The following is an 11,321-nucleotide window of genomic DNA, read 5'->3' as shown; positions in this document are numbered from 1 at the left end:
ATGGAACAAACAAGGATTATCCCGCCTGGTGGCGATAACGGACCCGACGTACGAACAAGAGCTCTTGATGCCGCGACGGACAAAACTGCGATGGCTGGCGTACTTAGGGCGCTTGACATTGAATGTTTTCCCGGCAACCGATATGCCCTAAGTACTGAACCATCAAGGGAGCATGTTCTGATACAGCTAAAGTCAGCGCCTGGTGTGATGGGTCGCCGCTTGCCGCTAAACATAGCGCTTGTGATTGATAGGAGTGGCTCTATGGAGGGCGAGCCACTTGACTATGTAAAGCGGGCTTGTGGATATGTTGTTGACCTCCTTGAGCCAACTGACATACTCTCGATTGTCACTTTTGCTGAGCAGGTTGATGTTATCATGCCTGCTCGCCGAGTTATAAATAAAGCGCTTTTAAAGGAGCATATCAATCGCATTGAAGTTGGCAATACTACCAACCTATATGATGGAATCGTTGTCGGGGCTAATCAGGTTATGTCGGCATATTCTGAGGGATACCTGAACCGGGTGTTACTATTTACCGACGGCGAGCCAACCGCTGGTATAAAGGATTTTGCCTCAATAGTAGGCCAGGTTGCCGAACAGAAGAGTAGGGGTATTACAGTAACTGCTCTAGGTTTTGGCCCCGAATATAACGAAGAGTTGATGGCAGGAATTGCGCGGCAAAGTGGTGGAAACTACTACTACATTTCTCGTCCCGAACTAATTCCAGAAATCTTCCGCCGCGAGTTGGAAAGCTTAATGACAATCACAGCGCGCAATATACGCCTGCGTCTTGGTTTGTCGCGTTGGGTGCAATTACGCCAAATATATGGCAAACAGCCGTCGTATGGCGAACGCTACGCTGAGGTTAACTTAGTGGACATGGAGCGAGGAAGTGCAATATCAGTCCTCTGCGAGCTTGAGTTTGCGCCGCGACCGGCTGGTATCTATAGGGTTATGAAGGCTGAGGTCTTCTATAATGATGCCGTGAGCAATCAAAATGAAGTCTTGTCTGCCGATATTGAGTTTGAATTTACACCAGAAAAGACGCTGATTCCGACAGGGGTCAACCCTATTGTCAAACAAGAGCTTGAGGTAGCGCTTGCTTCAAGGAACCTGGAAAAGACGGTCATGGGAATGAAAACTCAACAACTCTCGGCGATGGCGGCGACAGCGGAGCTTGAGCGGACAATGAACATTCTACTTGACCAAGGTCGTGTGCAAGAGGCAGAGGAAGTAAAGAAAGCAATTGATTCTGTTAAGCGCGGCGGACCAGACGCAGAGAAGACCCTAGTTGGCACTATTTATAACCTGGACCGGGGGAAAAAGAAATAGCTCAATACCACAAATTAATTAATTCGGCGCTTAGCAAACAAGATTTACTTAAAGGGGAGATTTTCATGGAAATAGACCAGCCACAAACTGAAAAAACAATGGTTGCACAGCCTGCTCCAGTGGAAGCTACTATAATCGGCACGCCGATAAAATGCCCTGTGTGCGGTATGGAAAACAACCCAAGCGAGAAGTATTGTGGTGACTGTGGGTTTTTACTTTCGATGGTTCCCGCCGATGCTACGCCAATCAAGGACTTGTCAGCTTTTCCTAAACTTGTGGATAAGATACGGGGACGCGAATTTTTCCTCCACTCCGGTGAAAATGCCGTCGGACGTGAGGCTGCGGATATTCTTCTCGAAGATCCAACCGTTTCCAGGCGTCATGCCATAATCACATTTGACGAATCAGGTTGCTGGGTGGAGGATATTGGAAGCACAAATGGCACGTTTGTGAATGGACGAAAGGTAGAAAAAGGCGAGAAAATTCAGATAGGCGATGGTGCGGAACTCAAATTCGGGGGTTCAGTGCTAATCTTAAATCTTCCTCAAGTTGCCCCAGGAGTTGCGGAAGAAGCCTCTGCCATTGGTGAGGGAACGACAGCCGAAGCAGAAGCCGAGCAGGCTGAAGAAGCTCAAACTCAGTTAGAAAAGGCTGATGAAATCGCTTCTGAGCAGGAGAAACCTGTGGCGCGTCTTGTCGTTGTTTCCGACCCCACCAAGGTTTTTGAAATAAAACCTGGAGTAAATGACATCGGCCGACGATCAAGCGCAGCTGTTCCTATCACATTCGATGGATATGTATCTAGTATTCATGCGGACCTTATTGCAGAGGCCGATGGGTTTTTTATAACAGATATGGGCAGTACTAATGGCACGTTTGTAAATGGAGTAAGAATTTCACCTGGCATGCGCAGTGCGCTTTCAAACGGCGATGAAATAACCGTAGGAATGACTACATTGCGCTTTGAAATCTTTTCAGCAGAAGGAGAGCCAGCAAGCTCTGATACTCAGCCGAAATTGCCCGAAGGTAATGAATGACGATGGAGCAGATGGAGATTACTGCAAGAATTGATACCGGAGATTTAATACAAGGTTGGGCTAATAAGAAAGGTTTAAAACCAGGCGTAATAGTTAGCACACGACTCGGGGCAAAAACCGACCTTGGGCTGATTCGCGAGAATAACGAAGACAAGTTCGAGTTCTTCGAACCTGAGGAGCCCGAGCTTCTTGCGGCAAAGGGATTGTTCTATGCGGTGGCGGATGGCATGGGTGGCCATGCGTCTGGCCAAATCGCTAGTGAACTTGCCCTTAAGATGATAATCAGGAACTACTATACTGATTTTTCTGAAGACATAGAGCAGAGTCTAGAGGCGGCATTTAAAGCGGCAAATGCATACATCTACGATGTTGGTCAGAGCATTCCTGAGCGGTCTGGGATGGGGACAACATGTACGGCAGCGGTGATTCGGGAAGGGAAACTTCACATTGCACACGTTGGCGATAGCCGCGCATACATGATTCGAAGCGGCAAGATTCGCCAGCTTACGCAAGACCATTCTTGGGTTGCGGAGCAGGTACAGCGTGGAGCAATGACAGAAGAAGAAGCGATGATGTCGCCATTTAGAAATGTCATCACTAGATCGCTTGGGGTGACTCCTGATGTCGAGGTAGATTTTTACCAGGAAGAGCTTAAAAAAGGCGATGTCATCCTTATGTGTTCTGATGGTCTTTCGGGGTATGTTTCGGATGCCGAGATATTAGAGATAGTTTCAGAAGCAAGCCCTGCGCTGGCGGCGCTGAAGTTAGTAGACCGTGCGAATGGGCACGGCGGTGGTGACAACATTACCGTGCTAATTGTTAGCATCAAAAGCATAGACAAATGTGGTAGCAAGCGTAAAATCAGTAGATTGTTTGATAGGTAGAGGTCTCTGCTTCCGATACCCAAGGAAGAGGGCTATTATAGGAATAAAAGATCTCACGATTTGGCCTTCTGCTAGGGTAAGAGGAAGCATGAATGGTATTCACTTGTGGCTACGAATACACTTGGTCATTACCAAATTGTTCGCGAGATTGGAAGAAGCAATGATATAGTCTACGAGGCGATAGATACGAGAATCAACCGCCGCGTAGCGCTGAAGGAACTTGTCATACCTCCAAACCTCACAGGTCAGCAGAGAAGAGAACGGATAGAGCGGTTTTACCGCGAAGCACGTGCCGCAGGATCGCTTACACATCCAAATATCGTAACTATCTACGAGGCAGGTGAAGACCAGGGCAGGCATTTTATTGCCATGGAATATCTGGAGGGTCAATCCCTGCGCAACATCCTCGAAATCGAAGGCCAAATTTCTGTTGACCGCGCCATTGAAATAATCTCTCAGGTTTGTGATGGCCTTGCTTTTGCTCATTCGAAGCGAGTTATCCATCGCGATATAAAACCCGACAATATACATATTCTCCCTTCCGGCCTGGTCAAAATAACCGACTTCGGAATTGCTCGCCTAATGGAGGAGCCCTCATTAACTGCTAATGGCCAGGTTTTCGGTACGCCTAGCTATATGTCACCTGAGCAGATTGCTGGAAAGCAATTAGACCATCGGACGGATATATTCTCGCTTGGCATAGTGATATACGAAATGCTGACGGGAAAGAAGCCGTTCACTGGGGATTCAGTTGTTACAATTACTTACAACATTATGAACCAGGATGTTGTCATTCCCCCGACGATTCCACCCTTCATGGCTAATGTAATTCGGCGTTGTCTTGCTAAAGACCCCAATATGCGATATCAATCTGCCGAAGAAATAAAAGCTGACCTCAACCCTTCGGCATATCAACAACCAGTCGCACAGCCAGATCCATTCGGCTCTACGGTTGGAATGCCTGGTGGTTGGTATGGCGGTCCTCAGACTCCCCCAATACCTCCACTGCCAACAGGTGACCAGCTTGGTGGTTCAAAGCCAGACGATATTGTCTTGCCAAAGCTCCCATCGAAGCCGCTTCTTTCGCCCGAAGCGAAATATTTCTTAAAAGTGATGTTCGCAGTCCTTTTCGCCTGCGCTGTAGTGGTCGCGTTTATTTGGGCATTTTCAGCCGCTTATCAGGGGTATCAAAGACAATTTCGCCAGCAGGAGATTCAAGTGCTCTTGGACGCAGGGAAGAGGTATTTTGATTCCGAGAGTTATCTTGCTGCTATCCAGGAATGGAGCAAGGCGCTGAAATTGGCAGGCGACCCAGATGTAGCCAAAGCCATTAGGCGAAACATTGCGGCGTGCTATCTGCGGCTTGGAAACCAAGCTGAGCAAGGCGGCGACTACACTCGGGCGATTACGTTTTACCAGCAAGCGCTCGTTTATGATAAAGAGTACGCTGACGCCCACCTTTTTCTTGGCGACTTGCTGAGGCGCGTTGGCCGAGAGGATGAAGCACTCTCTGAGTTCGAGACTGTTGTTAAGCTCGAGCCATCAAGTGAGGCGGGGTCAGTTGCAAGGCAACATGCAGCAGTCATATACGTTACTCGTGGTGACGAAGCCTACAAAAATGGCGATGTTGAAGGTGCAGTAGCATGGTGGCGGAAAGCAGTTAAGATAGCTCCTGGTACGGATGTCGGTGACCAAGCCCAAGCTAGGATTGACAATGTGGTAAACGGAGGATAAGCGTGAGGAAGGGTAAATCTACCAAAAAGGCTGCAACTCGGAAAAATATTAGCCAAGAGGTACAAACTATAGTTAACCGCATTGGTGAGTTCTCAGAGCAATCTCCCGAAGAACGCATTGCAAAACTGCCAGAAATCGTTCAGGCTGTCCGCTCGCTCCCCTTAATAGAAGCTGAAACAGCGCTTGTGGATGCGGCACGTAAGTGGCAAGTAGCCATACTTCCAATATTAGAATCCCTAACAAGTGACACGGAATATGCACCGTTAGCAGCAGAAGCCATGGGGTTCATTCGCTCAGAAGCGGTAGTTCCAATCCTGCGGAATCTCGATAGGGCGGAGTTGCCGAAAGCAATAGTGAAGGCCGCGCGGCGCGCGCTCCACCGCCTAAAATCCTACGGTATAGCAGTAGAAGAGACGCAGGAGTTGCCAAGGCCAACGATCGCGCTGGCTGGCGGAAGGCGAATTATTAGGTCTGTAATGAGTAATATTGACGGGAGCGGCGGGCAAATCCTCTCTATTTTATTTTCAGCGCCGTTAAGTGGCACCGAGGCAGTGGAAATGGTTGCTGATGACATCGGCGGCATTAAGGATGTAGCAGGTGCTCGAATAACAAAGAGGGCGTATGATGAACATATTGCTAGCGACGCGGACAGGAGCTTTGTATTCGTTGATGCCCCTGCCTCTTATATACTATTCAGAGGACGAGAATATGAAGCTATTACTGTAGCGCAAGGGAAACCGTTGCCAACCGAGTATCAGTTTTATCGCGACCTATTCCATACTCCTGGCCGGGATTATGAGCGCTCAATTGTATATGAAGAAATTAATGCCGAGGAAATTAGTTCCGAACCTTCGCTCGTTAAGCGTGCTGGAGAGTTGTTCGAAACCCCTGCATTCCGCTCCTGGTTGATAGCAGAAGAGGATATTCAGCCACATGCAACCAAGCTCATTGAAGCCGAGGAAAGCCCTCTGATTCTTTCTGAGACGAGCCAAAGAGAAAGAATTGAACGCATTTTTCAGACGGCTATAGATGAAATTTTTACACCAGAGGTCCGAGCAAGATATAAGCGTCGAATTGAAGAAAATGCATATGTGCTTTTAAAAACAGGATACTCAGACCTTGCGCGGGTTGCGGTTGCGTGTGCTTTAGAACTTGCCTTGGAAGGCCTTCCTTCGCACGATGCCCATTTTGCTCGGGCTCTTGTCGAAAGAAGCATTGGAGTATATATCACAGCTCAAGGACGCAAGCCACGAATCTATCGGGTTTAGGGATGCATTGCTTCCTCGCTTGTCAATTCCTATTTATCTGTGCTAAACTGAACCAAATATTGTAGGAGAATACTTATGGCTATAAGTGACCTTGTTGGAGAGAATATACAGCGATTAAAACCCTATTCACCTGGTAAGCCAATTGAAGAAGTAGAGCGCGAGTATGGCATTACCGATATTATTAAGCTCGCTTCGAATGAGAACCCACTTGGTCCTTCTCCGAAGGCTGTAGAAGCCATGAAGAAAGCCGTGGAGAATGTTGCACTATACCCCGATGGAAGCTGCTTCAGCCTAAAGAAGGCGCTTGCCAAGCACTGGGGCGTAAGCGAAGACGAGGTGCTTCCAGGAAATGGGTCAGATGAACTAATCCACTATATTGGCGTGACGTTTCTTTCACCAGGTGATGAAGTAATCCAAGCTGACCCGTCATTTGTGCGCTATGAATCTGCAGCAATCCTGAATAATTGCGAATGCATCATGGTGCCGCTCAAGAACTTCACACATGACCTAGATGCAATGGGTGACCGAATTACCGAGCGCACGCGGCTCATATTCGTCGCAAACCCAAATAATCCAACAGGGACGGCGGTTACGCATAAAGATGCCGAACGACTTATATCGCGGTTGCCAAAACGCGTTATTGCAGTGTTTGATGAGGCCTATTATGAATATGTTGAGAGCCCTGAATTCCCGAGGATGTTGGAGTTCGTGAAAGCTGGAGCCAATGTTATCGTGTTGCGGACTTTCTCGAAAATATATGGGCTTGCTGGCCTCAGAGTTGGTTATGCAATAGCAAGGCCAGAGATAATTCAGTGTTTGAATCAAGTTCGTGAACCATTCAACGTAAACAGCGTTGCCCAAATTGGTGCGATTGCCAGTCTTAGCGATCCAGAACAAGTTGAACGTAGCCGACGGTGCAATTCCGAGGGCAAGCGATACTTATACCGCGAATTTGAGGAAATGGGCCTTCCATATACGCCTACTGAAGCAAACTTCGTCTGGGTAGACCTTAAACGTGATTCTCGCCAGGTGTTTACAGAGCTCCTAAAGAGAGGTGTCATTGTACGAACCGGCGATATATTTGGTTACCCAACTTACATTCGGGTTACCATTGGCACCGAGTCGGAGAATAAAAGGTTTATTGAAACTTTGCGAACAGTTCTGTTTGGCTAAATTTAAAGTTCAAGATTTAGCTTTCAGGCTTAAGTAACAGGAACAACTATGATTATCATATTATCTTCTGAGGCTACCGACCAAGATATAGAAAAACTAGCCGCGAGCCTTAAGGAGCGCGGTTATGGAATACATCTTTCTCGCGGCGTAGAAAAAACAATCATCGGCGCAATTGGTGCTCCAGAGGAAGATAAGCTTCTTATTATCCAGCAGATTGAAGCGCTTCCATTCGTTGAGCGCGTAGTGCCAATTCTGAAGCCCTATAAAATTGTTAGTCGTGAATTCCATCCCGAGAAGACTGTTATCAATGTTAGGGGCGTTGAGATAGGTGGGGACGAAGTTGTGGTTATGGCAGGCCCATGCTGCGTTGAAAACGAGAAGCAAGTATTGGAAACCGCCCGTGCTTGCTATCGGTCTGGTGCTCGCATTCTTCGTGGAGGCGCTTTTAAACCAAGCACCTCACCATATAGCTTCCATGGGCTTGGTGAAGATGGCTTAAAAATTCTTGATGCAGCACGTGCCGAGACTGGCATGCCTATTATCACCGAAGTTATGGATACGCGCGATGTTGAGCTGGTAATGAGGTATGCCGATATACTTCAAGTTGGTACGCGAAACATGACCAATTTCGCTCTCTTAAAGGAAATTGGTCAAGCGCGAAAGCCTGTCATGTTGAAGCGTGGCATGTCGGCAACTATCGAAGAATGGCTTCTGGCAGCGGAATACATTGCTGCACGAGGCAATTATGAAATCATTTTGTGCGAGCGGGGTATACGAACGTTCGAGACCATTACTCGAAATACTTTTGACATAAATGCAATTCCGGCGGTTTCTGAGCTTAGCCATTTGCCCATAATTGCCGACCCTAGCCATGGTACGGGACGGTGGCAGTTTGTTGGTCCTGTTGCAAAAGCGGCAATCGCAGCAGGAGCAGATGGTCTAATAATCGAAGTTCATCCCGAACCACAGCATGCGCTAAAAGACGGGCCCCAGTCACTCAAGTTTGATACGTTCGACAAGCTGATGAAAGAATTGGTACATTTAATCCGTGCTGTTGGAAGAAAACCAAGTTGGAGCGAAACAATTGAGGCTAATTGATAATGTGGCAATAGTTGGTGTTGGGCTAATCGGTGGTTCGTTTGGGATGGCCCTGAAAAAACGAGGCTTGGCTGAGCGCGTCATTGGTATCGGTCGTAACCCAGAGCGGCTTCAAAAAGCTGTAGATCTTGGCGCAATAGATGAATGGATGACCGACATCGAAGCAGGAGTTCGTGATGCTGACCTAGTATACATTTCCACACCCGTCGGTTTGGAGGTTCATTTTATTCGCCAAGCGGTGATGGCGGCTCCAAATGGATGCATTATTACTGACGCCGGCAGTACGAAGGGCGAGATATGCAGGCAGGTAGATAAAATAGTTCGCAAGGATGTCCATTTTGTAGGCGGCCATCCGATGGCTGGCTCCGAAATGACAGGTGTTGAAGCAGCAAATCCCGAGCTTTTTGTCAACGCGACGTATGTTCTAACGCCAACAAGTGCAACTAGTCCTGAAGCCATGGCTGTTGTTCAAAAACTAGCAGAGGCAATTGGGTCTAAAGTTATAATTATGGATCCAGAGGCGCACGATTGGTGTGTGGCAGCAGTTAGCCATCTTCCGCACATTATTGCGGCGGCACTTGTATCCATGGCACATGAATATTCTCTCAAAAACCCTCAGGTTTTCAATCTTGTTGCCGGTAGCTTTCGTGATATGACACGTGTAGCAAGTAGCTCGCCAGTCCTTTGGCGTGATATCTGCTTGACGAACGTTGAAGAAATTCAGAAAGCGGCTGAGAGCTTTAAACAGCATCTCACCGAAGGCCTGAGGACCTTGGAGTCAAACGACGGCGAGGCATTTATGAAATGGTTTGGTTCTGCTAAGCAGATAAGGGATAGCATATTTCGGCCAGCGCAGGAGAATAAAGATTCTAGTTAATATAGGCGAATGTAATTATACGATTTGCCCTGCGCCCAAAAATGTTTCGAAATCATAACGTTGGTTTACAATGTTGCGGTTAAGGTAGCCCAGGATGAGCAGGAGGATATCCATAGCCATAGACGGTCCGGCTGGTGCCGGAAAGACAACTGTGGCTAAAGAAGTTGCGCGTCGTCTTGGTTTGAGATATATTGATACAGGAGCAATGTACCGTGCAGTCGCCTGGAAGTCGCTCGAGGAGGGCATACCACTTTCCGATAAGGAAGCAATTGTGGAGATGGTTGCCAAAATGAAGATTGACTTCCCAATGGGCGATGGGTCTCGAATATTCGTTGATGGGAAGGATGTTTCTGAAGCAATTCGAACTCCCGAGGTTACGCGGCTTTCTTCGCCAGTATCGGCAATCTCAGGTGTGCGAAGGCATTTAGTAGCCCAGCAAAGACGGCTGGCAAGCGGTGGCGGGGTAGTAATGGAAGGGCGCGACATAGGTTCGGTAGTACTCCCCGGTGCGGAAGTAAAAATATTCCTCACAGCATCAGTTGAGGAACGAGCAAGACGCCGATATGCGGAAATGAAAGCTGCAGGAATTTCGGTAGACATAGAAACCCTCAAGCGCGAAATTGAAGAGCGGGACCATCGCGACAGCACCAGAGCAGACAGTCCACTGACAAAGGTCCCTGAAGCTGTCGAGATTAATACTGATGAATTGACAGTTGATCAGGTTGTCGAGCGCATACTCGAAATTTGCAAGCGCTAAACATTAACTTTCTACTTTGATCTCGCTCGGGAGGACGCAAAGTGGAAAAGTTTATTCTACCAGTTGAGGTTGCCGAGCTACCAGGCGGCAGGTATGTTGCGACATGCCCACTGATAGAAGGTTGCCACGCAGAGGGTCGAACTGCCAAAGAGGCGATTGACAACATGGAAGATATAGCAAGGGGTTTGATAGAGACAAAATCGCCTTTTGCGGTTCTTGCGCATCCTCATGCCTCGCCCCCTAAAGCCCGGAATCGTTGTCCGATGCCTTAAGCATGAAGAATAACACAAGACCCTAGTGGTCTCGATGTTTCTCCTTGCTTGTTGCTATCAGTCATTCTTTAGGCATAAGCAATAGGCCAAGAGCGGAAATTTATTGTTTTCGAAAATGCCTGGAGTGTTGTCTTCTGATGCTAGAGAAGACGAGATAAAACTAGCAACCAAAATACGAACCTTGACATTTGACCTTGTATAGAGTAGAATTTTAATTGGCTCCGGGCCTGTAGCTCAACGGATAGAGCACCAGTCTTCGGAACTGGGTGTTGGGGGTTCGATTCCCTCCAGGCCCGCCAAAAGAGTTGTAACTTCGCTTGACAAAACTTTGCGGAACGTGTATAATTCGCCTGTGATCTGCCGAATCCTGCGGGCCTCTTCGGCGGGGCTGGCTACTGAAATGCAGTTAGTAAGGCGGCAAAGCCTTTTGAATTATATTGAAAATCCGGGTCGTTAGCTCAGTTGGTAGAGCAGCTGACTCTTAATCAGCGGGTCACAGGTTCGAATCCTGTACGACCCACCATTTCAGACGGTTGGCACACGGGCGAGTGGTGGAATGGCAGACACGCTAGACTTAGGATCTAGTGCCGAAAGGCGTAGGAGTTCAACTCTCCTCTCGCCCACCAAAAAGTACGAGGTATAGAGATCAAGAGAACAGCGTGTTCGATTCCCTAAAGCGCTGGGCTCGGTGCTTGAATATCTTGTACACTAAGAATGCGGGAGTGGTTCAGGGGTAGAACGCCACCTTGCCAAGGTGGATGTCGCGGGTTCGAATCCCGTCTCCCGCTCCAATTTTGGTACAGAGTACAAGGTCTCCGATACTCGGGCATTCGGGCGGTCCCCGCTGTCTTTGTAAAGAGCACTTTGTGCTCTGTACTGCTTTCTTAAT

The 11,321-nt window shown here is 48.0% G+C and carries 10 protein-coding genes and 4 tRNA genes; all 14 read left to right on the top strand.

All coding sequences use genetic code 11. The annotated features are described in order from the left end of the window. The 14 genes from QHH26_05930 (at nt 1) to QHH26_05865 (ending at nt 11,223) form a co-directional block, all read left to right on the top strand. A complete protein-coding gene (locus QHH26_05930; protein MDH7481502.1) occupies nt 1-1,332 on the top strand; it encodes a VWA domain-containing protein in 1,332 nt (443 codons plus the stop codon). 65 nt (nt 1,333-1,397) lie between these two features. Next, nucleotides 1,398-2,369: an FHA domain-containing protein gene (locus QHH26_05925; protein MDH7481501.1), complete on the top strand. Its 972-nt coding sequence runs from the start codon at nt 1,398-1,400 to the stop codon at nt 2,367-2,369. Next, a complete protein-coding gene (locus QHH26_05920; GenBank protein ID MDH7481500.1) occupies nt 2,366-3,253 on the top strand; it encodes a Stp1/IreP family PP2C-type Ser/Thr phosphatase in 888 nt (295 codons plus the stop codon). The genes QHH26_05925 and QHH26_05920 overlap by 4 nt, the downstream gene beginning before the upstream one ends. Nucleotides 3,254-3,358: 105 nt before the next feature. Then, on the top strand, nt 3,359-4,987 hold the full coding sequence (locus QHH26_05915; protein ID MDH7481499.1) for a serine/threonine-protein kinase: 1,629 nt from the start codon (nt 3,359-3,361) through the stop codon (nt 4,985-4,987). A 2-nt stretch (nt 4,988-4,989) separates the two neighbouring features. Next, the gene (locus tag QHH26_05910; protein ID MDH7481498.1) at nt 4,990-6,255 is read left to right on the top strand and encodes a hypothetical protein; all 1,266 of its coding nucleotides are present in this window, start codon (nt 4,990-4,992) and stop codon (nt 6,253-6,255) included. Nucleotides 6,256-6,330: 75 nt separating this feature from the next. Next, nucleotides 6,331-7,428, top strand: coding sequence for a histidinol-phosphate transaminase (hisC, locus tag QHH26_05905; GenBank protein MDH7481497.1), 1,098 nt, complete (start codon nt 6,331-6,333; stop codon nt 7,426-7,428). A gap of 48 nt (nt 7,429-7,476) precedes the next feature. Further along, the gene (aroF, locus tag QHH26_05900; protein MDH7481496.1) at nt 7,477-8,526 is read left to right on the top strand and encodes a 3-deoxy-7-phosphoheptulonate synthase; all 1,050 of its coding nucleotides are present in this window, start codon (nt 7,477-7,479) and stop codon (nt 8,524-8,526) included. Next, the gene (locus QHH26_05895) at nt 8,513-9,403 is read left to right on the top strand and encodes a prephenate dehydrogenase (protein MDH7481495.1); all 891 of its coding nucleotides are present in this window, start codon (nt 8,513-8,515) and stop codon (nt 9,401-9,403) included. The genes aroF and QHH26_05895 overlap by 14 nt, the downstream gene beginning before the upstream one ends. A gap of 94 nt (nt 9,404-9,497) precedes the next feature. After that, nucleotides 9,498-10,160, top strand: coding sequence for a (d)CMP kinase (cmk, locus tag QHH26_05890; GenBank protein MDH7481494.1), 663 nt, complete (start codon nt 9,498-9,500; stop codon nt 10,158-10,160). A gap of 41 nt (nt 10,161-10,201) precedes the next feature. Then, nucleotides 10,202-10,432: a hypothetical protein gene (locus QHH26_05885; GenBank protein ID MDH7481493.1), complete on the top strand. Its 231-nt coding sequence runs from the start codon at nt 10,202-10,204 to the stop codon at nt 10,430-10,432. Nucleotides 10,433-10,655: 223 nt separating this feature from the next. Beyond that, nucleotides 10,656-10,731: transfer RNA gene (locus QHH26_05880), tRNA-Arg, on the top strand. A gap of 148 nt (nt 10,732-10,879) precedes the next feature. Continuing rightward, a tRNA-Lys gene (locus tag QHH26_05875) sits at nt 10,880-10,955 on the top strand. Nucleotides 10,956-10,974: 19 nt separating this feature from the next. Next, a tRNA-Leu gene (locus tag QHH26_05870) sits at nt 10,975-11,058 on the top strand. A 90-nt stretch (nt 11,059-11,148) separates the two neighbouring features. Further along, a tRNA-Gly gene (locus tag QHH26_05865) sits at nt 11,149-11,223 on the top strand. Nucleotides 11,224-11,321 lie beyond the last annotated feature (98 nt).

Source organism: Armatimonadota bacterium, from assembly GCA_029907255.1.
In the GTDB taxonomy this organism is placed as follows: Bacteria; Armatimonadota; UBA5829; order DTJY01; family DTJY01; genus JAIMAU01.
The sequence above is the reverse complement of the archived record's forward strand: the minus strand, read 5'-3'. Positions and strand labels throughout refer to the sequence as shown.

Bases quoted from the DNA above. Each gene is read 5' to 3' on its own strand.
- QHH26_05920 (MDH7481500.1), top strand. From the start codon at position 2,366: ATGACGATGGAGCAGATGGAGATTACTGCAAGAATTGATACCGGAGAT.
- QHH26_05925 (MDH7481501.1), top strand. From the start codon at position 1,398: ATGGAAATAGACCAGCCACAAACTGAAAAAACAATGGTTGCACAGCCT.
- cmk (MDH7481494.1), top strand. From the start codon at position 9,498: ATGAGCAGGAGGATATCCATAGCCATAGACGGTCCGGCTGGTGCCGGA.
- QHH26_05930 (MDH7481502.1), top strand. From the start codon at position 1: ATGGAACAAACAAGGATTATCCCGCCTGGTGGCGATAACGGACCCGAC.
- hisC (MDH7481497.1), top strand. From the start codon at position 6,331: ATGGCTATAAGTGACCTTGTTGGAGAGAATATACAGCGATTAAAACCC.
- aroF (MDH7481496.1), top strand. From the start codon at position 7,477: ATGATTATCATATTATCTTCTGAGGCTACCGACCAAGATATAGAAAAA.